Origin of the sequence: Hansschlegelia sp. KR7-227 (assembly GCF_049446035.1) — a bacterium.
Taxonomy (GTDB): domain Bacteria; phylum Pseudomonadota; class Alphaproteobacteria; order Rhizobiales; family Methylopilaceae; genus Methylopila.
Window position 1 is genome coordinate 545,779 of sequence record NZ_JBMSEA010000001.1, and the last position, 20,562, is coordinate 566,340.

At 66.9% G+C, this 20,562-nt stretch carries 21 protein-coding genes and 2 pseudogenes; 15 read left to right on the forward strand and 8 right to left on the reverse strand.

Annotation, left to right across the window (positions count from 1 at the left end):
• Window positions 1-487 precede the first annotated feature (487 nt).
• The 6 genes and pseudogenes from ACO2RJ_RS02510 to napE form a co-directional block, all read right to left on the reverse strand.
• The gene (locus tag ACO2RJ_RS02510; protein WP_423268890.1) at window positions 488-727 is read right to left on the reverse strand and encodes an L-histidine N(alpha)-methyltransferase; all 240 of its coding nucleotides are present in this window, start codon (window positions 725-727) and stop codon (window positions 488-490) included.
• Between the two features lie 363 nt (window positions 728-1,090).
• Complete coding sequence (locus ACO2RJ_RS02515; protein WP_423266434.1) at window positions 1,091-1,804, reverse strand: cytochrome c3 family protein; 714 nt, start codon at window positions 1,802-1,804, stop codon at window positions 1,091-1,093.
• Window positions 1,805-1,815: 11 nt separating this feature from the next.
• Window positions 1,816-2,286: a nitrate reductase cytochrome c-type subunit gene (locus tag ACO2RJ_RS02520; protein ID WP_423266435.1), complete on the reverse strand. Its 471-nt coding sequence runs from the start codon at window positions 2,284-2,286 to the stop codon at window positions 1,816-1,818.
• Window positions 2,286-4,786 (reverse strand): annotated as a pseudogene (gene napA / locus ACO2RJ_RS02525) (periplasmic nitrate reductase subunit alpha). The gene ACO2RJ_RS02520 and the pseudogene napA overlap by 1 nt, the downstream one beginning before the upstream one ends.
• On the reverse strand, window positions 4,783-5,085 hold the full coding sequence (locus tag ACO2RJ_RS02530; RefSeq protein ID WP_423268891.1) for a chaperone NapD: 303 nt from the start codon (window positions 5,083-5,085) through the stop codon (window positions 4,783-4,785). The pseudogene napA and the gene ACO2RJ_RS02530 overlap by 4 nt, the downstream one beginning before the upstream one ends.
• A gap of 46 nt (window positions 5,086-5,131) precedes the next feature.
• Entirely contained in the window at window positions 5,132-5,314 is a 183-nt protein-coding gene (napE, locus tag ACO2RJ_RS02535) for a periplasmic nitrate reductase, NapE protein (protein ID WP_423266436.1), read from the reverse strand.
• Window positions 5,315-5,874: 560 nt separating this feature from the next.
• Here napE and ccoN point away from each other — a divergent pair.
• From ccoN to rnk, 11 genes are all read left to right on the forward strand, one after another.
• Window positions 5,875-7,512: a cytochrome-c oxidase, cbb3-type subunit I gene (gene ccoN, locus ACO2RJ_RS02540; RefSeq protein ID WP_423268892.1), complete on the forward strand. Its 1,638-nt coding sequence runs from the start codon at window positions 5,875-5,877 to the stop codon at window positions 7,510-7,512.
• Between the two features lie 4 nt (window positions 7,513-7,516).
• Window positions 7,517-8,269: a cytochrome-c oxidase, cbb3-type subunit II gene (ccoO, locus tag ACO2RJ_RS02545; RefSeq protein WP_423266437.1), complete on the forward strand. Its 753-nt coding sequence runs from the start codon at window positions 7,517-7,519 to the stop codon at window positions 8,267-8,269.
• Window positions 8,270-8,286: 17 nt separating this feature from the next.
• Window positions 8,287-8,457, forward strand: coding sequence for a cbb3-type cytochrome c oxidase subunit 3 (locus ACO2RJ_RS02550; protein ID WP_423266438.1), 171 nt, complete (start codon window positions 8,287-8,289; stop codon window positions 8,455-8,457).
• Window positions 8,448-9,329, forward strand: coding sequence for a cytochrome-c oxidase, cbb3-type subunit III (ccoP, locus tag ACO2RJ_RS02555; RefSeq protein ID WP_423266439.1), 882 nt, complete (start codon window positions 8,448-8,450; stop codon window positions 9,327-9,329). Before ACO2RJ_RS02550 ends, ccoP begins: the two co-directional genes overlap by 10 nt.
• A complete protein-coding gene (locus tag ACO2RJ_RS02560; protein WP_423266440.1) occupies window positions 9,326-9,517 on the forward strand; it encodes a hypothetical protein in 192 nt (63 codons plus the stop codon). Before ccoP ends, ACO2RJ_RS02560 begins: the two co-directional genes overlap by 4 nt.
• A gap of 11 nt (window positions 9,518-9,528) precedes the next feature.
• Window positions 9,529-10,347: a DUF2189 domain-containing protein gene (locus tag ACO2RJ_RS02565; protein ID WP_423266441.1), complete on the forward strand. Its 819-nt coding sequence runs from the start codon at window positions 9,529-9,531 to the stop codon at window positions 10,345-10,347.
• 3 nt (window positions 10,348-10,350) lie between these two features.
• On the forward strand, window positions 10,351-12,600 hold the full coding sequence (locus ACO2RJ_RS02570; protein WP_423266442.1) for a heavy metal translocating P-type ATPase: 2,250 nt from the start codon (window positions 10,351-10,353) through the stop codon (window positions 12,598-12,600).
• Entirely contained in the window at window positions 12,597-12,872 is a 276-nt protein-coding gene (gene ccoS / locus ACO2RJ_RS02575) for a cbb3-type cytochrome oxidase assembly protein CcoS (RefSeq protein WP_423266443.1), read from the forward strand. Before ACO2RJ_RS02570 ends, ccoS begins: the two co-directional genes overlap by 4 nt.
• Complete coding sequence (locus ACO2RJ_RS02580; protein ID WP_423266444.1) at window positions 12,856-12,987, forward strand: hypothetical protein; 132 nt, start codon at window positions 12,856-12,858, stop codon at window positions 12,985-12,987. The genes ccoS and ACO2RJ_RS02580 overlap by 17 nt, the downstream gene beginning before the upstream one ends.
• Before the next feature lie 65 nt (window positions 12,988-13,052).
• Entirely contained in the window at window positions 13,053-14,237 is a 1,185-nt protein-coding gene (locus tag ACO2RJ_RS02585; protein WP_423266445.1) for an NnrS family protein, read from the forward strand.
• Between the two features lie 744 nt (window positions 14,238-14,981).
• On the forward strand, window positions 14,982-15,443 hold the full coding sequence (gene rnk / locus ACO2RJ_RS02590) for a nucleoside diphosphate kinase regulator (protein WP_423266446.1): 462 nt from the start codon (window positions 14,982-14,984) through the stop codon (window positions 15,441-15,443).
• A 57-nt stretch (window positions 15,444-15,500) separates the two neighbouring features.
• On the opposite strand, the gene gdhA is transcribed toward rnk, so the two are convergent.
• Window positions 15,501-16,850 carry an NADP-specific glutamate dehydrogenase gene (gdhA, locus tag ACO2RJ_RS02595; protein WP_423266447.1) on the reverse strand — a complete coding sequence of 450 codons (1,350 nt, stop codon included), beginning with the start codon at window positions 16,848-16,850 and terminating at the stop codon, window positions 15,501-15,503.
• Window positions 16,851-17,141: 291 nt separating this feature from the next.
• Here gdhA and ACO2RJ_RS02600 point away from each other — a divergent pair, with 291 nt between their 5' ends.
• On the forward strand, window positions 17,142-18,575 hold the full coding sequence (locus ACO2RJ_RS02600; protein ID WP_423266448.1) for a sensor histidine kinase: 1,434 nt from the start codon (window positions 17,142-17,144) through the stop codon (window positions 18,573-18,575).
• 367 nt (window positions 18,576-18,942) lie between these two features.
• On the opposite strand, the gene ACO2RJ_RS02605 is transcribed toward ACO2RJ_RS02600, so the two are convergent.
• Window positions 18,943-19,263, reverse strand: a complete 321-nt coding sequence (locus tag ACO2RJ_RS02605) for a hypothetical protein (RefSeq protein ID WP_423266449.1) — start codon at window positions 19,261-19,263, stop codon at window positions 18,943-18,945.
• Here ACO2RJ_RS02605 and ACO2RJ_RS02610 point away from each other — a divergent pair.
• The 3 genes and pseudogenes from ACO2RJ_RS02610 to ACO2RJ_RS02620 all read left to right on the forward strand — a co-directional run bounded on the left by ACO2RJ_RS02610 (window position 19,262) and on the right by ACO2RJ_RS02620 (window position 20,399).
• Window positions 19,262-19,480, forward strand: a complete 219-nt coding sequence (locus tag ACO2RJ_RS02610) for a hypothetical protein (RefSeq protein WP_423266450.1) — start codon at window positions 19,262-19,264, stop codon at window positions 19,478-19,480. The genes ACO2RJ_RS02605 and ACO2RJ_RS02610 overlap by 2 nt on opposite strands.
• The gene (locus ACO2RJ_RS02615; RefSeq protein WP_423266451.1) at window positions 19,480-19,725 is read left to right on the forward strand and encodes a hypothetical protein; all 246 of its coding nucleotides are present in this window, start codon (window positions 19,480-19,482) and stop codon (window positions 19,723-19,725) included. Before ACO2RJ_RS02610 ends, ACO2RJ_RS02615 begins: the two co-directional genes overlap by 1 nt.
• Before the next feature lie 3 nt (window positions 19,726-19,728).
• Window positions 19,729-20,399: pseudogene (locus ACO2RJ_RS02620) on the forward strand (SOS response-associated peptidase).
• The last annotated feature ends 163 nt before the right edge of the window (window positions 20,400-20,562 follow it).

Genomic DNA, 20,562 nt, shown 5'->3' on the forward strand with positions numbered 1-20,562 from the left:
ATCCCGTTTCGGTGCAGCGGTCCTCCCGACGCGCTCCGGCGGGTCGGCAATCTCGGTTGCGCCGGCGGCACGACGTGCATCGGAAACAGGACCGCCGCGCTGGCTTTCGGCCTCGCGTCGCTCTGCGGGTCCTTCCTCCGCGCGGGAGCGCATCGGCTCCACGACGGCAGCTTGGGCTTCCTCCCGCCGGCTGCACGGCGGCGGGTGCCCGGACAACGGCTTATCCGCGAAGGCCGGCGAGGGCGGAGCGGCTGGCGCAGCAAGAACTGTAGGGACCTCTAGCGCGGTGCCGAGGCAACCGGGCTGCAGCCTGCCGCGGCCGCCGTAGGCGAGGCATCCTCCCTTAAGGGCCGCGCTGACGAAGGCCTATTCGAGTGCCAATGACGCGGCCTCGTTTCGCGGCCGGATCGCGCTGAGGAGGAAGTCGGCACTCGTTGCCTCAACAATCGAGCTCCGCTGCGAACCTGCTTGAGCGCTGCGCCGACTTTCAAAAGAGCGTGGAAGAGCTGAAGAGCTTCAGTCGCGCTGTACCACTGGCGCGCGCCTGCAGAATCTCCGTTTCAGCGCGAGGCAGGTAATAGCGGGGCGAGGCGACGATCTCGTCGAACAGGCGGGACCCTTCGGCGTCGTAAAGCCATTTGCTGCCGATGCGCTTCGGCTCCAGCGTCATGCCGTGGGCGACCGACTCACCGAAACTGAACGCTGCGAGGTTCGGCTCTTCGTCGATCGACGGCCTGGCCTCCGCCGCGCTCCCGTGCCGCGCGCCTCTCCCAGTCCGTCAATTCAATTCCTCCCGGCCGCCACGCCCAACGAAGCTTTCCGTTGTTCGTTCCCAACACCGGTCGTCCGCGCGACCGTCGTAGGAGAGATCATGAGTCGCACCTCAGGGAGGACCACTCTCAGGGGGCAGTCCAACGTTGACCCGCGCCGCAGCCGCCTGCAGCGCGAAACCGCTCCGAGTTAAAACCCAATCGGCGTTGCCACCTGCTCCACGAAATGGGTTACGCTTTCGACCCGTTCCCGCGTCTGGCCCGAAATGCCGACGCCGTCCCGGTCATCCCCGTCTTCTGGCTCCGAATGAATCTGCAGCCTACGGTTTATCGGCCTCGGCGAGGTAGGCGCGCGCCGCGTAGCCGGAATCGTGCAGGGAGGCGCTGCCTTTGCCCTGGAGTTCAGGAGCGTCCTTCCAGCCAGGCTCGACGCCCCTCATGTCCGGCAGCAAGTGCGCTATGCCCTTGTGGCAGTCGATGCAGGTCTTTTCTTTGCTCACCAGGAAGCGGCTGTGAATGTCGGCCGCCCTGCGCGTCTGCTTCGTAAAGTCCATGGCGACCGAGGAGTGGCAGTTGCGGCACTCCAGCGAGTCGTTGGCCTTGAGCCGCGCCCATTCGTGCTTGGCGAGCTCGAGGCGCATGCCGAGGAATTTCTCGCGCGTCGCGATCGTTCCGAAGATCTTGCCCCACACTTCCTTGGAGGCCTGCATCTTGCGCGCGATCTTGTCCGTCCATTCGTGCGGCACATGGCAGTCGGGACAGCTCGCCCGAACCCCCGACCGGTTGGAGAAATGCGCCGTCTGCGTCAGCTCCTGATAGACGTTGTCGCGCATCTCATGACAGGAGGTGCAGAATTTCTCGGTGTTGGTGGCCTCGAGCACGGTGTTGAAGCCGCCCCAGAAGATCACGCCGCAGACGAAGCCGCCGAGCGTCAGGAAGCCAAGGCTGAGATAGGCGCTCGGCCGGCTAATGACGGTCCAGAAGCGGACGGCCGCGCTCCAAAGCCAGGCGAGAAGGGACTTCAACTTAGCCATCACGCCCGCCGCTATGGTTTCCGACCGAGGTCTTTGGCGTCCTGGAACAGGTTCGGGACGAGCGGCGGCCCGTCGGTCTGCTGGACGTGGCAGGCGGTGCAGAAATAGCGCCGCGGCGTCACGTCGGAGAGCACCTGTCCGTCCCGGTCCTGAAAGTGGGTGACGCTGATCATCGGGGCGCCGGAACCCTCGGTGAATTCGCGCTTGTGGCAATCCATGCAGCGATTGGCGTTGAGGGTGAGCTGATAGCCGTCGATCGAATGCGGGATGACCGGCGGCTGCTCCGGGTAGTTGCGCATGCGCCTCACATCGTCGATGACCGGCCTGCCGAGCGGTGGGATCCGCTCCAGCGCCATCGGCTGCGCCGCGCCGGTAAGCCGCGGCACGATCTTCACCGGGGCGCCCTCCTGCGACAGGGCGGCGCCGAAGGTGAGGACGAGACAGCCTGCAAGAGCGGCCCCGAGGAAGGCTGATCCCCGCATCACGCCGCGACCAGCACGATCTTGACGGCGCATTTCTTGTAGTCCGTCTGTTTGGAGATCGGGTCGGTCGCGTCGAGCGTGACCTTGTTGATGAGCTGGCTGGCGTCGAACCACGGCACGAACACCACGCCTGGCGGCATCCTGTTGCGGCCGCGCGTCTCCACGCGGGTGCGCATCTCGCCGCGCCGGGACATGATCTTGATCTCGGCGCCCTGGTTGAAGCCCCGCTTTCGGGCGTCGTCCGGATGCATGAAGCAGCGCGCGCCGGGGAACGCCTTGTAGAGTTCGGGAACGCGCATCGTCATCGAGCCCGAATGCCAATGCTCGAGCACGCGCCCGGTCACCAGCCAGAGATCGTATTCGGCGTCGGGACTTTCGGCGGGCGGTTCATAGGGCACGGCGATGATCCGCGCCTTGCCGTCCTTGTTGCCGTAGAACTCCACGCCCTTGCCCGGTTTGACGTAAGGGTCGAGGCCTTCGCGGTAGCGCCAGAGGGTCTCCTTGCCGTCGACCACCGGCCAGCGCAGGCCGCGAACCTCGTGGTAGAGGTCATAGGGCGCGAGGTCGTGGCCGTGGCCGCGGCCGAAAGCGGCGTATTCCTCGAACAGCCCCTTCTGCGGGTAGAAGCCGAAGTCCTTGGCTTCGGCGTTCGCGTAGGCCGGGTCGGTCTCGCTCACGGGAAAGCGGTCGACCTGACCGTTCTTGAACAGAACGTCGAACAGCGTCTTGCCGCGGTAGTTCGGGTTGGCGTCGAGGATCTCCGCCGGCCAGACCTCGTCGGTGACGAAGCGCTTCGAGAACTCCATCAGCTGCCACAGGTCCGACCTGGCCTCCCCCGGAGCCTGGACCAGCTGACGCCAGACATGCGTGCGGCGTTCGGCGTTGCCGTAGGCGCCTTCCTTTTCGACCCACATCGCGGCCGGCAGGATCAGGTCGGCCGCCATCGTCGTCACGGTCGGGTAGGCGTCGGAGACGACGATGAAGTTTTCGGGATTGCGATATCCCGGATAGGCCTCGCCCGTGCTGTTCGGCGACGCCTGCAGGTTGTTGTTCACCTGGATCCAGTAGAAGTTGAGCTTGCCGTCCTTGAGCATCCGGTCCTGCTCGACGGCGTGGTAGCCGGGCTTCTCCGGAATGACGCCGTGGGGAATGCGCCAGATCTCTTCCGCGTGCTTGCGGTGCTCCGGATTGGTCACGGTCATGTCGGCGGGCAGGCGATGCGCGAAGGTCCCCACCTCGCGCGCCGTGCCGCAGGCCGAGGGCTGGCCGGTCAGCGAGAACGGGCTGTTGCCCGGCTCGGAGATCTTTCCGGTCAGCAAATGGAGGTTGTAGACGAGCTGGTTCGCCCAGACGCCGCGCACGTGCTGGTTGAAGCCCATCGTCCAGAGCGAGACCACCTTGCGCGTGGGGTCGGCGTAGAGTTCGGCGAGCTGCAGGAGGAAGCCGGGCTCGACGCCGGTCAGGGCTGAGACCTTCTCCAGCGTGTAGTCCTTCACGAAGGCGGCGTAGGCCTCGAAATCGATCGGCGTGGTGGCGCCGACATCCGCCGCCTTGCGGGCCGCGACCTCGCGCGGGTCGTCGGGCCGCAGCCCGTAGCCGATCTCAGTCGCGCCCCGCACGAAGGTCGTGTGCTTGCCGACGAAATCCGTGTTGACCCGCCCGGTCTCGATGATGTGGTGGGCGATGTAGTTCAGGATCGCGAGGTCCGTGCCCGGCTTAAAGATGATCGGAATGTCGGCCAGGTCGGAGCTGCGATGCGTGAAGGTGGAGAGCACCGCCACCTTCACGTGAGGATGGCCGAGGCGACGGTCGGCGACCCTGGTCCACAGGATCGGGTGCATCTCGGCCATGTTGGAGCCCCAAAGCACGAAGGCGTCCGTGTGCTCGAAGTCGTCATAGCAGCCCATCGGCTCGTCCATGCCGAAGGTGCGCATGAAGGCGTAAGCCGCCGAGGCCATGCAGTGACGCGCGTTCGGGTCGAGGTTGTTCGACCGGAATCCGGCGCGCATCAGCTTGGTCGCCGCGTAGCCCTCGAAGATGGTCCACTGGCCCGAGCCGAACATGCCGAGGGCCGTCGGCCCCTTCTCCTTGATCACGCGTTTCGCCTGCGCGGCCATGGTGTCGAAGGCCTCTGTCCAGGAGACCGGCGTGAACTCGCCGTCCTTGGCGTAGACGCCGTCCTTCTTGCGCAGGAGGGGCTGCGTCAGACGATCCGCGCCGTACATGATCTTGGAGAGGAAGTAGCCCTTGACGCAGTTGAGGCCGCGGTTGACGTCGGCCTTCATGTCGCCGTGGGTCGCGATGACCTTCCTTCCTTGACCCCGACCATGACGCCGCAGCCGGTGCCGCAGAACCGGCAGGGCGCCTTGGACCAGGTGATCTCCAGCGCGTCGACGCCGCCGGCGACGGGCTGCGCCTGAGCCGAGGGAACGATGTTGGCGGCGAGCGCGGCGACGCCCGCGGCCTGCGCCTTGAGCATCTCGCGGCGGGACAGCGTCATGCGTCGTCTCCGTTGTCGTCGACGGGTTCGATCTGCTCGAAAACGAGGTTCGCGGCGAACACGCCCTCCATCAGCGCGATCTCCGTGAGCCGGCTGCCGACTTCGCCGGTGCTCCCGCCCTCCAGGATGACGACGATCTTCGACCCCGCGATCTCCCGTACTTCGGTTTGCGGCAGGAGGGCGATGCGCCCGGCCACCTCCTCCGCGCGCTCCGGACGGACGGTCACGACGGCGCTCGAGATGTGGAAAAAGCGGGACGGCCGAGCGGCCTCCCGTCCCGGCGGGACTTCGCCCCTCAGAAACCCGCGTCGATCGATGCCGTGGTGGCTTCGTGTCATCTCGTTCTCAATGTGGGGGGCCGGGCGGGCCAAAGATCGATTGCGACATCCAGACGAGGAAGCCGTAGCCGCCGACCACGCCCACCGCGAGGATCGGCCAGATGAGGACCGCAAGAGTGAGGAAAGCGAAGAGTTCGGCCCGTCTCGTCGGGGAGACGGCGCCGCTCTTCTGGGAACTCTCGGCGTTCATTGACGAACGCTCCATAGGTCTTGGGCGGCCGCATGGCCGCCGAGCCCGTTTTAGAGCCGGTCCAATCAGGATAGCCCCTTCGCCGGACTTGTCCATGAGGCCTTCGGGCGGCGAGGGCGGTTCCGCGTTCCTGTTTGACAAAGTGCAAACAAAGCCGCGCGAATGCGGTTCGCCCCCGCCTGTGGCGCCGTTCCTGCGTCAGGGCCCGCCGTCCGGGTCGCCCGCTGCGGCGTTGACGGCGCCGGAGGCGGCGGAGCTTGTCCCAAGCCCCGAAACGAACTGAAGAAGATTCATGGCGATCGACCCCGCCGTCCTGGGCGGGACGCGCTTATGAAGGTGAGCCGGCGTTCTTGTGCTGCCTGCTGCTGGAGGGGCGCTTCAAAGTCGTCCGCGCCAACCGCGAGGGACAGCGGGTGACCATGCGTATCGCGTCGCCGGCGACCTGTCCGGCTTCGCGCAATGACGTGCGTCGGGCTTGCCCAACCGCTCGACATCGGCCACGGTCAACTGCGGCGACGCGTCGCTCGCCCGGGGAGCGACGCCCCGGAGGAGGCCCGATGATACGGCAGCTAAACTCCTCGGAACGCCAAAACGCCCTCATCATCGCGATCGCCGTCGTGCTCGCCGGACTGGCGATGGCCGTGCTCGGACGGGCCGACGCGCTCGGCGTCCATGGCGTGATCGTCATGCTGTTCGCGGGCGGGCTGCTCTACGCCGTCATGTCCTCGTTCTATGCGCCCGAGCCGACCGAGGATCGGGAGGCGTCGTATTACGACGACCCCATCAAGGTCGGCATAGCGCTCTCGATGGCGTGGGCCGTCTTCGCGATGTTCATGGGCGTCTGGGTGGCGGCGCAGCTTGCTTGGCCGGATCTCGCTTTCGACGCCGCCTGGTCGAGCTTCGGGCGGCTTCGCCCGATCCACACGACCGGCGTCATCTTCGGCTTCGGCGGCAACGCTCTGATCGCGACGTCCTTCCACGTCGTCCAGCGCACCTCCCGCGCCCGCCTCGCCGGCCAGCTCAGCCCATGGTTCGTGCTTTTCGGGTTCAACCTGTTCTGCGTCCTGGCCGTCTCGGGCTACCTGATGGGTGTCACCCAGTCCAAGGAGTACGCCGAGGCCGAATGGTACGCCGACCTCTGGCTGGTGATCGTCTGGGTCACGTACTTCGTCCTCTACGTCGCCACGATCGCGCGCCGGAAGGAGCCGCACATCTATGTGGCCAACTGGTACTTCATGGCGTTCATACTGGTCGTCGCGGTTCTTCACATCGTGAACAACATCGCCCTGCCGATCTCGCTGGGGCACGCCAAGAGCTACACCGTGTGGCCGGGCGTGCAGGACGCGATGGTGCAGTGGTGGTACGGGCACAACGCCGTCGCCTTCTTCCTGACCGCCGGCTTCCTAGGGATGCTTTATTATTACCTTCCGATCCGAGCGCAGCGGCCGATCTTTTCTTACCGGCTCTCGATTCTTAGCTTCTGGGGAATCACGTTCTTCTACATGTGGGCGGGGTCGCATCACCTGCATTACACCGCGCTTCCCCACTGGGTTCAGACGCTCGGCATGACGTTCTCGGTGATGCTTCTGGTTCCGTCATGGGCCTCGGCGGGCAACGCGCTCCTCACCCTCAACGGCGCCTGGCGCCGGGTGCGGGACGACGCCACGCTGCGCTTCCTGACGGCGGCCGTGATTTTCTATGGATTGTCGACCTTCGAGGGCTCGTTTCTCGCCATCCGGCCGGTGAACTCGCTGTCGCACTACACGGACTGGACAGTCGGCCATGTCCACGCCGGAGCGCTGGGTTGGGTCGCGCTGGTGACCTTCGGCTCGCTCTATACGCTGGCGCCCAGCCTGTGGAAGCGCGAGCGCATGTATTCGGCGACGCTCGTCGAAGTGCATTTCTGGCTCGCGATCGCCGGGACCTTGATCTACGTCTTCGCGATGTGGAACTCCGGCATCATCCAGGGGCTGATGTGGCGGACCTACACCGAGGAAGGCGCGCTCGCCTATTCGTTCGTCGATTCCCTGGTGGCGATGTACCCGTATTACATCGCCCGCGCCTTCGGCGGGCTGCTGTTCCTGCTGGGAGCGATCGTCGGCTGCTACAACCTGTGGATGACCGTGCGGTCCGCGCCGCTGGCGGCGCCGTGGCAGGCCGATCTGCCGGCCGTGCCTGCGGCCGCGCCGGGGGAGTGACGCGATGGCCGAGCTCCTTCACCGCAAGCTGGAGCGCTCAGCGCCCAAGTTCCTGATCGCCATCATCGCGGCTGCGAGCGTCGGCGGGCTGGTCGAGATCGCGCCGCTCTTCACAATCGACGAAACGGTCGAGAAGGCCCCGGACATGCGCGTCTACACGCCGCTGGAGCTCGCAGGGCGCAACATCTACGTCCGCGAGGGGTGCTACGCCTGCCACAGCCAGATGATCCGCGCGCTGCGCGACGAGGTCGAGCGCTATGGGCCGTACTCGCTCGCGGTCGAGTCGCGGTATGACCGCCCGATGCTCTGGGGGTCCAAGAGGACGGGACCGGATCTTGCGCGAGTCGGCGGCAAGTATTCGGACTTTTGGCATGTCGCGCACCTGATCAATCCGCGCGACGTCGTGCCGGAGTCGAACATGCCCGCCTACCGCTGGTTGGCCCGCACGCCGCTCGACGTCGACGACCTGCCTGCGCACCTCGCGGCGCAGCGGGCGCTCGGCGTGCCCTACACGGAAGAGATGGTCGAGAACGCCACGCGGGACGCCTACGGCCAGGCGACCCCGGACACGGATTTCGCGGCGGGCGTCGTCCAACGCTACGGCGAGAAGACACAGGTCAGCGCGTTCGACGGCATGACCACGCACGTCACCGAGATGGACGCGCTCGTGGCCTATCTCCAGGTGCTCGGCCGGCTCACGGGAGCGGCGTACGAAAACACCGCGGCTCCCGAGAAGGAGCCGCAACCCGGCGGCTGAAGGCAAAGGATTTCGAGATGGACCTCGACCACGACGCCGTCGTCGCATTCGCCAAGAGCTGGGGTCTGTTCTACCTGATCGCGCTCGCCCTCGGCGTGCTTGTCTACACGTTCTGGCCGTCGAACCGGGGGCGTTTCGATCGCGCCAAGCACAGCATCCTCGACCGGGACGACAAGCCATGGAAGTGACGGAGCGCGATCCCGTCAGCGGCCGCGAGACGACGGGCCACGAATGGAACGGCATCAAGGAGCTGGACACCCCGGTCCCGCGCGGCGTGCTCATGTTCCTGATCGTGACCCATGTCTGGGCGATCGCCTGGTGGTTCTTCGTGCCCGCCTGGCCCCTGGGAACGACTTATACGAAGGGGCTTCTGGGGGTCGAGCAGAAGCGGACGGTCGAGGCGAAGCTGGTCGAGGTCCAGCGCGATCGGGCCGGCTGGACGAACCGCATCGAGACCGAGAGCTACGAGGCGATCCTCGCCGACGAAGCGCTGATGAAGACCGTGCGGGCCACCGGGCGGCAACTCTTCGGCGACAATTGCGCCGCCTGTCACGGACGGGACGGCAAGGGCCGGGCGAACTACCCCGACCTCACCGACGACGACTGGTTGTGGGGCGGGGGCCCGCAGAATATCGAGCGGACGTTGCGCGTCGGGATCAACGCCCAGCACCCGGAAAGCCGGGCCGGCCAGATGCCCGCCTTCGGACGCGAGAAGATGCTCGACCGCGACCAGGTCGGAAGCGTGGCGGCCTATGTCCACTCGCTGAGCAATCCCGGCGCTTCGACGCCGGAGAACGTCAAGCAGATCGAGGCGGGGCGGAAGGTGTTCGCCACGACCTGCGCCGCCTGCCACGGCGAAGACGCCAAGGGGAGCCGGGAGCTCGGCGCGCCCAACCTGACGGACGCGCGCTGGATCTATGGCGGCGACCTGGACACGATCATCGCCTCCGTGCATGGCGGACGGCAGGGCCACATGCCGACCTGGGACGAGCGGCTGACCACCGCCGAGATCAGGACGCTCGCGCTCTACGTCCACGACCTCGGGACGCGGGCGCCATGAGCGGGCGCGCAAAAACCTCGAGCGGGATGAAATGGCTCGTCTGGCTGCTCGTGCCGGCTGGCCTTCTCCTGGTGATCGGCGCCAACGCGCATCTCGTCTACGTGGCGGTCCGGTCGCAACCGGACTGCGTCGAGCAGAAGGCCGCCGGCGACGGTCCAGTCTATCGCGCCGCCAGGCCGGCGTGCTGAGGAGGCGGACGATGAGCGAGGCCGACAAGTCATACTGGCTGCTCAGCGAGACTTCGGGCGTCGGGGAAACGCGCGATCCGCGCCTCGACCGCGGACTTCCGCTGCTCGCGGGTCTCGACTGGCTTTCGTCCGGATGGCGCGATCTCTGGACGCGACCCGCCCCGAGCCTGGCCTATGGGCTGGCGCTGTTTCTCATGTCCGTCGCCTTCGTCTGGACGCTCGTGACGTTCGGACGCGACTACATCCTGTTTCCGGCGCTCGCCGGATTCATGATCGTGGCTCCGTTCCTGGCGATCGGGCTCTATGAAAAGAGCCGGTCGATCGAAGGCGGAGCGCCGATCGGCTTCGGCTCCATGCTCCTCGTGCGGCCCCGCGCCGGCGCGCAGGTCTTCTTCGCGGGCCTGCTGCTCTGCCTGCTCATGCTGCTGTGGATGCGCGCGGCGGTGCTCCTTTATGCTCTGTTCTTCGGAGTGACGCCGTTCCCCGGCCTTGGCCATATCCTCGGAATGCTCTTCGGCACGGTCTATGGCTGGACGATGCTCGTGGTCGGCGCGGCGATCGGCGGCCTGTTCGCCGCCTTCGCCTTCGCGGTCAGCGTCTTCGCCGTGCCGATGCTGCTCGAGCGGCGCGTGGACGCGCTGACCGCCATGGGCGAGAGCATGAAGCTGGTGTGGAACAACCTCGCGCCCATGCTGGCGTGGGGCGCGATGGTGCTCGTGCTCTTCGCCGCCTGCGTCGCGAGCAATCTGATCGGGATGATCGTCATCTTCCCGCTGCTGGGTCACGCCACCTGGCACGCCTATCGGGCCGTCGCGCGTCCGGAGGATTAGGCCATGAGCTGCTGCGCGGCGGGAGCCGAGGCCGCACTGCTGCTGGGGCCGGACCGGCATATACCGGCGCGCGAGATCGTTCTCGCGAGCCGGGACCTCGGCGACGGCGTCTTCCAGACGGATCTTTCGGCGCCGGAGGCGCGCTGCGGGACCTGCATCGCGGCGATCGAGGGCGCCCTGCTGCGTCTCGACGGCGTGGTCGGGGCGCGCGTGAACCTCACCTCCCGCAGGGTGGCCGTGAGGTGGAGCGGCGACCACGCGGTTCCGCCGATGATCGACGCCCTGAGGGAGGTCGGCTACAGCGCCTGCCTCGCGCAAGAGGACGACGGCGGGCGCGATCCCGAGATGGCGCGGCTGCTGCGGGCGACAGCGGTCGCGGGCTTCGCCGCCATGAACGTCATGTTGCTGTCCGTGTCCGTCTGGTCCGGCGCGGACGCCGAAACGCGGGACGCCTTCCATCTGATCTCGGCGCTGATCGCGGCCCCGACCGTCGTCTATTCCGGCCGGATCTTCTTCGTCTCGGCCTGGAAGGCGACGAGGAAGCGCGCCGCCAGCATGGATCTCCCGATCTCGGTGGGACTTCTGCTCACGCTGGGGCTCAGCCTCTATGACACTCTGCTCGGCGGACCCCACGCCTATTTCGACGCGGTGACGTCCCTGATCTTCTTCCTGCTCGCCGGGCGCACCCTCGACCACGCGATGAGGCAAAGAGCCCGCAACGCCGTCACCGGCCTCGCCCGCATGATGCCGAGAGGCGCGACGGTGATCGGGCCGGACGGCGGCCGCCACTTCCGCGAGCTGTCGGAGATCCAGCCCGGAGACCTGATTCTCGTGGCGCCCGGCGACCGCATACCGGTCGACGGGACGATCGTTTCGGGCGCGGGCGCGCTCGACCTTTCGATCGTCAGCGGCGAGTCCGCCCCCGTCGTCGCGCAAGCGGGCGGCGCGGTTCTCTCGGGAACGATGAGCGTCGACGGCGCGCTCACGATCCGCGTCGACAAGCGGGCGCGCGACTCGTTCCTCGCCGACATGGTGCGGCTGATGGAGGCGGCGGAGGGCGGCCGCGCCCGCTACCGCCGCATCGCCGACCGCGCGGCGGCGCTCTACTCCCCCGTCATTCACCTGCTCGCGCTCGCGACCTGCGTCGCCTGGGTCCTCCTGACCGGGGACTGGCATCGATCGATCACGGCCGCGATCTCGGTCCTCATTATCACGTGCCCCTGCGCCCTGGGGCTGGCCGTTCCGATGGTTCAGGTCGTGGCGGCCCGTCGGCTGTTCGATCTCGGCGTCACCCTGAAGGACGGCGGCGCGCTGGAGCGCCTCGCCGAGGCCGACGCGGTCGTCTTCGACAAGACCGGCACCCTGACCACGGGCGTCATGCGGGTCGTCGGACATACGGTCGCCGCTCGCGATCTGGCCGCGGCCGCCGCGCTGGCCTCGTTTTCGAAGCATCCCGCGGCGCGGGCGGTCGCCGCGCTGCAATCCTCCGGCCTGGAGCTCGAGGGATTTCGCGAGCATCCCGGGTACGGGATCGAAGGACGCGTCAGCGGAGCCGTGTACCGGCTGGGACGGAAGGACTGGGCGGCCGGCGCCGCGGCCGACGGCGCCGGCGACGCCGCGGTCTGGCTCTCCAGGGACGGGCGCGCGGCCGGTTCCTTCGCCGTCGCCGACGAGACGCGTCCCGGCGCAGCCGCCGCCATCCGTAGGCTGGTGGAGCTCGGACTCCAGACGGAGGCGCTTTCAGGAGACCGCGCGGAGGCGGTCCGCCGGGTCGCGGCGGCGGTGGGAATCGGCGAGTCTCGCCACAGCGCGACTCCTGACGACAAGGTCGCGCGCCTGAAGACGCTCGCTGCGGCCGGCCGGCGCGTGCTGATGGTCGGAGACGGGTTGAACGACGCGCCGGCGCTCGCCGCCGCTCACGTCTCGATGGCCCCTTCGTCGGCGGCGGATGTCGGGCGCAACGCCGCCGATCTCGTGTTCCTGGGCGAAAGTCTCGAAGCCGTCCCGCAGGCGATCGGCGTCGCGCGGGCCGCGGCGCGGCTGGTGCGGCAGAACCTCGCCCTTGCGGTCGTCTACAACGTGCTGGTCGTGCCCTTCGCGATCGCGGGCTACGTGACGCCGCTGATGGCGGCGGTCGCCATGTCGACCTCGTCGATTCTCGTGGTGGGCAACGCTTTGCGTCTCTCCGGAGACCGGCTCCCCGCGTCGCCATCGGCGCGCCCTGTCGGCGCGAGCCTCGCGGAGGCGGCATGAGCTATCTCGCCTGGCTTGTGCCGATAGCCTTGGGGATGGGCGTGGTCGGCCTCATGGCGTTCATGTGGTCGATGCGGAGCGGCCAGTACGACGACCCCGACGGGGCCGCCGAAAGGGTCCTCCTCGCGCAGGCAGCCGACGCCCCTTTGCCGGCGGCGGGGCGGGTCGGCGGCGAGACCAGGAAGGCGCCAGCGCGCGCCAGGAGCGCGCCGAAGGCGCACGTCGTCGCAACGAGCGGATCGCAAGGAGAAGGCCATGACCGGGACCGCTGACAAGCCGTTCGACTGGGTGGCGGCGCTGGCTCTCATATCCGGCGTCGCGGTGATCGTTCCGAGCCTCGCCGCCTTGGCCGCGGCCCTTCTGGCGGTGGCCGTGGCGCTGCTTTAGGCGCCCGCCGGCGGATCGGCTTTCCGCCGCGTGGTGATTTCCGACCGATCGATCAGGACGCCGTCATGACCCCCGTGCCGCGACTGCGCCCTTATGAGGGGCCCGCTTTGTTGTCCTACGGCTTCCGGCCGTTCTTCCTGCTGGGGGGCGTCTACGCCGGCCTCGCCGTTCTGGTCTGGCTTCCGGCGTTCTACGGCGAACTGTCGCTGCGCTCCGCGTTTTCGCCCCGGGACTGGCATGTCCACGAGATGCTCTATGGCTATCTGCCCGCCGTAATGGCGGGCTTCCTGTTCACCGCGATCCCCAACTGGACGGGGCGGCTTCCGCTTCAGGGGAGGCCGCTGCTCGTCCTGGTCGTGATCTGGCTCGCGGGCCGGGTCGCCGTGACGATGTCCGCGGACTTCGGCTGGGCGCCGGCGGCGGTGATCGATGTCGGCTTTCTCGCGGCCATCGTGACGGCCATAGCCCGCGAGATCGTCGCGGGCGCCAATTGGCGCAACCTCCGCCTCGTCCTCCTTGTCGGGCTGCTGCTGGCCGGAAACTGCGCCTTCCATCTGGAGGCGCATTACAGCGGAACGGCGGACTACAGCATCCGCGCCGGCGTCGCGGTCGTGGTCCTCCTGATCGCCCTGATCGGCGGGCGGATCATTCCAAGCTTCACGCGCAATTGGCTGGCCCGCGAAAATCCCGGACGGCTGCCGTCGGCGTTCGGCCCCTTCGACGTGGCGAGCCTTGCGATCAGCGGGGCGGCGCTCTCGCTCTGGGTGTTCCGCCCCGACGGGCCGCTTCCGGGAACAGCGCTTGGCCTGGCCGGCCTGCTGCAGCTGGCGCGGCTCGGGCGATGGGCCGGAGACCGGACCTTGGCCGATCGTCTCGTTCTCATCCTCCACGTCGGCTATCTCTTCGTGCCGCTCGGGTTCCTGCTGAACGCCGCCGCCGCGTTCGACCTTCTTCCGCGGAGCGCGGGGCTCCACGCCTGGATGGTCGGCGCAGCCGGAATCATGACGCTCGCCGTGATGACCCGGGCGACCCTCGGCCACACGGGGCGGCCGCTCGTCGCGTCGCCGGCGACGCAGGCGATCTATCTCGCGGTCGTCGTCGCCGCGCTCGCTCGCATCTGTGCCGCGATCGAGCCGTCGCAGAGCGATGCGCTTCTGCATGTCGCCGCAGGCGCCTGGGCCGCGGCCTTCCTGGGGTTCGGCTGCGTCTTCGGGCCGATTCTCAGCGGCGAGTCCAAACGGCACCGCTAGTTCCGGCAGTCCCGAACGTCTCGTCGCCTTCCTCATCCTGCTCCCGGAGTTCAGCGCGGCCGTGCGAGCGGCGCGCGCGAACAAGCTGCAGAAGAGCGTGAACCTTGCTCTCGGCTCGGCGTGCGCGACGATCGGACTGACGATTTTCCGGCGATGGCCCTGCTTTCGATCGCCTACGGCGCCCCTCTTGAGCTCGGCCTCAACTCGATGGGCACGGTCCTCCTGCTTGTCACGTTTGCGAGGTCACCTGCAACCTGTACGGCTTCCTCACGATCGAGCCGAACGCGGTCGTGATCCAATCCACCGAAGGCCATGCCGGTGATCTCACGACGCCCTAGGAGATCGACGCGTGGCTGCGGGCGAACTTGGACGAGGCCAAGCACAACGGCCGCTGGCGGACGGCGCGCTGACAACCGTGGCGCGGGGTGCAAGGCAAGACGGCGCGGAAAGCGCGCCGCAGGCAATCTGATCAGTCAGTCGGAGCTGCTCCCGATCTCCTCGGATTGACCCGGGGGCGCGTCGTCCTTACCTTGACAGGCACGATGAGAAAGCTCGAAGCCACGCGCCGCCCGCTGCGGCGCTGTCCTATCGCAGGACTGTAAAGGCGGCCAGACCTGGTCTGCGCCGCACGGCCTTTCGTTGCCTCATCGCAGCCTCGGGCGGCATTCACAGAACACGCAGTTCGATTGACCCGCCAACGCGGCGGAGACGCGCGTTGGCGGGTGATCCGCAGCCGGTGACCATATGTCCAAATCGTCATCTACCTATAAGCCGAAGATCGCTCTTTCCGAGGCCGATCATGATCGTCTGGCTTTGCTGGCCGCAACGATCTTCCGGCGAAGCCCCGACATCGCCGACGCTTTGCAGACGGAATTGTCGCGCGCCAAGCTGATGCCGGATCACAGCCTGCCGGACGACGTCGTGAAGATGGGGGCGACCGTGACCTACCAGATCGAAGGAGGCGCGCCGCGGACAGTTACGCTCGTCTATCCCGGAGAGGCGGACATCGACGCCGGTCGCGTATCCATCCTCACGCCGATCGGAACGGCGCTTCTCGGCCTGTCGCCAGGGCAGACAATGCCTTGGAAGACCACGGGCGGCGATCTCAAGCGACTGCTGATCGTCGCAGTGGGACAGGATTTGCCAGACAACGTCGGCGTCGGCCGGGCGCCCGTGGGCTCCGAGGCGGCGTCCCCGCCGCGCTGATCCGGCTGTTCCCGCCGGCGGCGGCGGATGCCGCCGCTTGGCCGGCTCGCGCCGGCGTCAGATGACGCCGAGCGCGCGCATGGCCTCGGCGACGCGGACGAAGCCGGCGATGTTGGAGCCGAGCACGTAGTCGCCGGGCGCGCCATATTCTTCGGCGGTCTCCGCGCAGCGGTCGTGGATGCCGCGCATGATGGCGGCCAGCCGGGCCTCTGTCTGCTCGAACGACCAGCTGTCGCGCGAGGCGTTTTGCTGCATCTCGAGCGCTGAGGTGGCCACGCCGCCGGCGTTGGCTGCCTTGCCCGGCGCGTAGAGGATTCCGGCCGCCTGGAAGATCCGGACAGCCTCGGGCGTGCTCGGCATGTTGGCGCCCTCGCCGACGGCGACCACCCCATTTCTCACCAGAGTCTTCGCGTCCTTGCCGGTGAGCTCGTTCTGGGTCGCCGAGGGCATGGCGATCTCGCACGGCACGCTCCAGATCGAGCCGCCTTCGACATAGCGCGCGCCCGCGCCGCGCAACGTCGCATATTCAGAGATGCGGGCGCGTCTGATCTCCTTGATCTCCTTTAGGAGCGCGAGGTCGACCCCGGCCTCGTCCACCACATAGCCGTTGGAGTCGGAGCAGGCGATCACCCGGGCGCCGAGCTGCTGAAGCTTCTCGATCGTGTAGATCGCGACGTTGCCCGAGCCGGAGACGACCGCGGGGCGGCCGTCGAGCGCCTCCTTGCGCGTCGCCAGCATGCGCTCGACGAAATAGACCGCGCCGTAGCCGGTCGCCTCCCGCCTCGCTTGGGAGCCGCCATAGACAAGCCCTTTGCCGGTAAGCACGCCGGCCTCATAGCGGTTGGTGAGGCGCTTGTGCTGTCCGAACATGTAGCCGATCTCGCGGCCTCCAACGCCGATGTCGCCAGCGGGCACGTCCGTGTACTCGCCGAGATGGCGGTGCAGCTCGGTCATGAAGGACTGGCAGAAGCGCATGATCTCGCCTTGGGAGCGGCCGCGCGGGTTGAAGTCGGAACCGCCCTTGCCGCCGCCGATCGGCATGCCGGTCAGCGCGTTCTTGAAGGTCTGCTCGAAGCCCAGGAACTTGATGATCCCAAGGTTCACCGAGGGATGGAATCGGATGCCGCCCTTGTAGGGGCCGAGCGCAGAGTTGAATTGAACCCGGAAGCCGCGGTTGATCTGGACTTGGCCCTGATCGTCGACCCAGGGGACCCTGAAGATGATCTGGCGCTCAGGTTCGCAGATGCGTTCGATCAGCGCGTCGTCGGCATAATCAGGATGTTTGGCGACGACGCGGCCCAGGCTTTCCAGCACCTCGCGAACCGCCTGGTGGAACTCAGCCTCGCCGCCGTTGCGGCTCAGCACCTGCGCCAGGATAGGCTCCAGCTTCTCATCGATATTGACCAAGGCGCCCTCATTCTAGGCATCTGCCATTAAAGAGGGCGCTTGTAGCCGAGGTAGGCCGGGTCACGCCAGTTCTGTCGAGCGCCCAGGCTTTTACGCCGTCGGCGCCTTAGCGCAGCTGAGCGCAAAAGCTCGGTCCCGGGCTGGCGCGATGAGTGATCGCCACCTCGTGTCGTGCAGGCGCCCGCCAGCGCCTCGTTCTGCCGGGCGTTTCAGATCGACCCCGCTGACGCGTCGGGACAGCCTCTTCTTCAACTCGGATCGGGAGAGTGGAACGTTCCGCAGCTGGGCCGCATGCTGGACGCCGTCGTCGGAGGCGGCTCGGCCAAGTCCCTCGAGATGGATCTGATCCGCACGGGCCGAGAGAGCCGTCGCCTCATCGTCAATGGACGATTGCTGGACTACGCCCGCGACGGGAAGGTTCGCCTCCTTCTGACGGCAGAGGATGTCACGGAGACCCGCTTAGCCGAGAGGGTTCGCGACGAGATACTGCGGCATAAGGAGGCCTTGCTCGTTGAGCAGGAGATTATGCTCCGCGAGGTTCACCATCGAATCGGAAATAGCCTTCAGATCGTCTCCAGCATGCTTCTACAGACCGCCGCGCAGTCTCTATCGGAAGAAACCCAAGGACATCTATACGCTGCCAGTAGCCGCATAATATCGATCGCGGCGGTTCAGCAGCAGCTGTCTTGGTCGTCAGACGGCGCGGTGGAGGTGCGGTCTTATCTCGCTCAGCTTTGCAGGAGCATTAGCGCGTCCCTGATCCGCGACGACGCAATCACCCTCGATGTGATCGCCGATGACAGCCTCGTCGATGGCGACGCCATGCTGAGCCTGGGACTGATCGTCACCGAGTTGATCATCAACGCCCTGAAGCACGCCTTTCCTGAAGGCCGCAAAGGCGCCGTCCGGATCGAATACCGATCCGAGGGTCTGGGCTGGTCTCTTTCGGTCCTCGACGACGGCGTCGGGCTTCCAGTAGGGCGCAACGGCGCCAAGGCTGGCCTGGGCTCGAGCATCGTCGAAGCGCACGCGAAAAAGCTCGGCGCACGCCTGGAGACCGCGAACGCGAACCCGGGGACGTGCTTCTCGGTGAACTTCGTGGTCCCGGTCGCTGTCGAGGGGAGCTCTCTGCCGGCGGAGTTGCTGATGCCTCTGGTCGAGGGGGATGTTACGCCGCAGGCCACCCTGGCGCTCTTGCCGATCGAGCTTATCGTGCCCCTGATCGATGCCGACCCCGAGGCGATGGCGCCGGACCGTCTCGGCGGATTGCCGATCGAACTCCTGCTTCCCCTCATCGAAGCGCCGAAACCAGCGACCTTAGCGGCCATCCCGGACGTCGAGGGCCGCGCAGCCGAGCACGCCGAGCACACGTTAGAGAACAAGAGCTTCGAAGTTTTGACAGACCTAGATCGCCCAGGTCTCCCCTGTGTCCAGCAAGATACTGGTCGACGCGCGGACGTTATTGAAAACTTGGTGTCTGGCGTATCGACGTTGGAGACCTGTCTGCGCTCTCTTCTAGAACTCCGGCCAGAAGGGATCCGAATTGGACAAGCAGCGATCTCGAGATTTCTTACGGGCTACGCTGCAGATGCGAAGACGCAAACAAAGGCGCTTAGGCTCTTACAAATTAGTTTCTTTAAAGAAGAGCACGGAAGTATTATCTCAGAACTGGTACAGAAGGCCATCGTGAAACGCCTACTGGTGCTTACTCTCGCACGCCAGTGAGCTACCGCCATTCTATAATTCGTAACTTACCGCCGCCCGGTCACAGCTGGAGGCGGCAGCAAAGGCAGTCGCATCGGCACCGGATCGTGGGCATGAACGGCCAAGCGCTCCCATACGTCCGCTGTAAACAGCCATGAGGCTTGATCCATCGCGGGAATAGGGCCGCTGGAGCGGGCGCGACATTCCTTAGCCTTCGACAGAAAGTACCCGGCTTTCAAAGCGGTCACTTAATGGGCTCCTACGGGCGGGGTCGCCAGTCGGTAAACGCGTTCGGCCCCGGCATTCGTCAAAGTATTTTCGCCCTGAGCTTTCATTTCTCGAAGGTGGCCTGCAGCGATCAGGCTTCGATGTCCGACGGCTGTGGCGTTCAACCCACCCGGTAAGCCGCCCAGCCTGCCCATATCCCGCACGCCACGGCGAGCGCGACGATGAGACAGATGGCCCAGTGGGGGAGGGCGCTCCGCGCTCCCGTGCGCTTTGGCGCTTCGGGACCTGCCGCCCGCTCCCGCTCCGCAACGCCGCGATAGGCGTCCTCTCGCCGCTCCTGCGCCTCCTCTTCTGCGAGCACCGCGCGGTGGAGGTCCTCGTACCGGGCTTCGAGCTCGCCCTCGGACACGGGTCCTGGCGGCGGCCCCTGTTCTTGTTTTGTTCTCATGGAATCGATGTCCTGAGAAACGGGATCGCCCATGCCGGACGCCGCGGAACTGCCCTTTGAAGACGAGACGGTAGCGGCGGCCGAGGCGGACGTCGACGCCGCGATTCGGGCCGCAGGCGGCGACGCGCGCCAGGCGGTCGCGGCGCTGCTCGTCGAGCTGGGCGAGATGTCGGCGGCACTGGCCGACGAGCGAGCGCGGACGTCGGTCGGCTACGCCCGGCGCCGCCAGCCGCTGCGACGTCTGCCCTGATGGGCGGGAAGGTCGAGCACCTCTATCAGGTCGAGCACTCGCGCAAGGGCATGCCCGGCTTCGAGGTGATCGCGACCGCTGGCGGCGTCAGCGTCGCGCGGGCGGCGTATTGGGGCGCGGTCGACGCGCGCAGCGCCACGCTGCACCCCGGCGACGAGATCACCCTGCGCCATGGCGCGCGTGTGATCCTGCGGTATCCTCCGTACCGAGCCGCCGATCGGTCGGCGCCGGTCCAGGACGTCTGACCGATGTGCAACCTCTATTCGCTCACCAAGGGCCAAGCGGCGATCCTCGAGCTGACGCGCGCGATGGTCGACCGCACGGGCAATCTGTCGCCGATGCCCGGCATCTTCCCGGATTATCCCGCGCCGATCGTCCGCGAGGGCGCCTCCGGCCGTGAGCTCGCGCTCGCGCGTTGGGGCATGCCGTCGCCTGTGTTCGCGCTGAAGGGCCGCTCGACCGATCCCGGCGTCACGACATCCGCAACGTCGCGTCGCCGCACTGGCGGCGTTGGCTGGGGCCCGCGAACCGCTGCGTCGTGCCGTTCTCAAGCTTCAGCGAGTACGACACGCTGCCGGACGGCAGGAAGGAGGTGGTGTGGTTCGCGCTCGACGAGAGCCGCCCGCTCGCCGTCTTCGCCGGGCTGTGGACGAGTTGGACGTCTGTCCGAAAGAAGGCCGAGGGCGCGGTCACCGTCGACTCCTACGGCTTCCTGACCGCCGAACCGAACGCCGTCGTCGCGCCGATTCATCCGAACGCGATGCCGGTGGTGCTGACGACGGCGGAGGAGATCGACGTCTGGTTGCGCGCCGACTGGAGCGAGGCGGCGGCGCTGCAGCGGCCGCTGGCTGACAATCGGCTGATGGTGGTGGCGCGGGGGGCGAAGGAGGACAAGGCAAACGTCGGGAGCATTAGGTAGTGGGTCAGTTTAAAATCGAGCCGGATTGACGGGCGTGGAAGCCGGGCCGCGGGCATGCCATATTGGGGGAATGGAAAACGATATCTGCGAAATGAGGGTTCGTGAGGGTGTTTGGTCGATTATCCATGTCGATCAAGCCCTAGGTTTGAACCCCGACTATCTG

Coding starts and splice junctions, on each gene's coding strand:
- ACO2RJ_RS02515 (WP_423266434.1), bottom strand. CDS start 1,804: ATGGCTAAGTTGAAGTCCCTTCTCGCCTGGCTTTGGAGCGCGGCCGTC.
- ACO2RJ_RS02520 (WP_423266435.1), bottom strand. CDS start 2,286: ATGCGGGGATCAGCCTTCCTCGGGGCCGCTCTTGCAGGCTGTCTCGTC.
- napE (WP_423266436.1), bottom strand. CDS start 5,314: ATGAACGCCGAGAGTTCCCAGAAGAGCGGCGCCGTCTCCCCGACGAGA.
- ccoO (WP_423266437.1), top strand. CDS start 7,517: ATGGCCGAGCTCCTTCACCGCAAGCTGGAGCGCTCAGCGCCCAAGTTC.
- ACO2RJ_RS02550 (WP_423266438.1), top strand. CDS start 8,287: ATGGACCTCGACCACGACGCCGTCGTCGCATTCGCCAAGAGCTGGGGT.
- ccoP (WP_423266439.1), top strand. CDS start 8,448: ATGGAAGTGACGGAGCGCGATCCCGTCAGCGGCCGCGAGACGACGGGC.
- ACO2RJ_RS02560 (WP_423266440.1), top strand. CDS start 9,326: ATGAGCGGGCGCGCAAAAACCTCGAGCGGGATGAAATGGCTCGTCTGG.
- ACO2RJ_RS02565 (WP_423266441.1), top strand. CDS start 9,529: ATGAGCGAGGCCGACAAGTCATACTGGCTGCTCAGCGAGACTTCGGGC.
- ACO2RJ_RS02570 (WP_423266442.1), top strand. CDS start 10,351: ATGAGCTGCTGCGCGGCGGGAGCCGAGGCCGCACTGCTGCTGGGGCCG.
- ccoS (WP_423266443.1), top strand. CDS start 12,597: ATGAGCTATCTCGCCTGGCTTGTGCCGATAGCCTTGGGGATGGGCGTG.
- ACO2RJ_RS02580 (WP_423266444.1), top strand. CDS start 12,856: ATGACCGGGACCGCTGACAAGCCGTTCGACTGGGTGGCGGCGCTGGCT.
- ACO2RJ_RS02585 (WP_423266445.1), top strand. CDS start 13,053: ATGACCCCCGTGCCGCGACTGCGCCCTTATGAGGGGCCCGCTTTGTTG.
- rnk (WP_423266446.1), top strand. CDS start 14,982: ATGTCCAAATCGTCATCTACCTATAAGCCGAAGATCGCTCTTTCCGAG.
- ACO2RJ_RS02600 (WP_423266448.1), top strand. CDS start 17,142: ATGCTGGACGCCGTCGTCGGAGGCGGCTCGGCCAAGTCCCTCGAGATG.
- ACO2RJ_RS02610 (WP_423266450.1), top strand. CDS start 19,262: ATGCCGGACGCCGCGGAACTGCCCTTTGAAGACGAGACGGTAGCGGCG.
- ACO2RJ_RS02605 (WP_423266449.1), bottom strand. CDS start 19,263: ATGGGCGATCCCGTTTCTCAGGACATCGATTCCATGAGAACAAAACAA.
- ACO2RJ_RS02615 (WP_423266451.1), top strand. CDS start 19,480: ATGGGCGGGAAGGTCGAGCACCTCTATCAGGTCGAGCACTCGCGCAAG.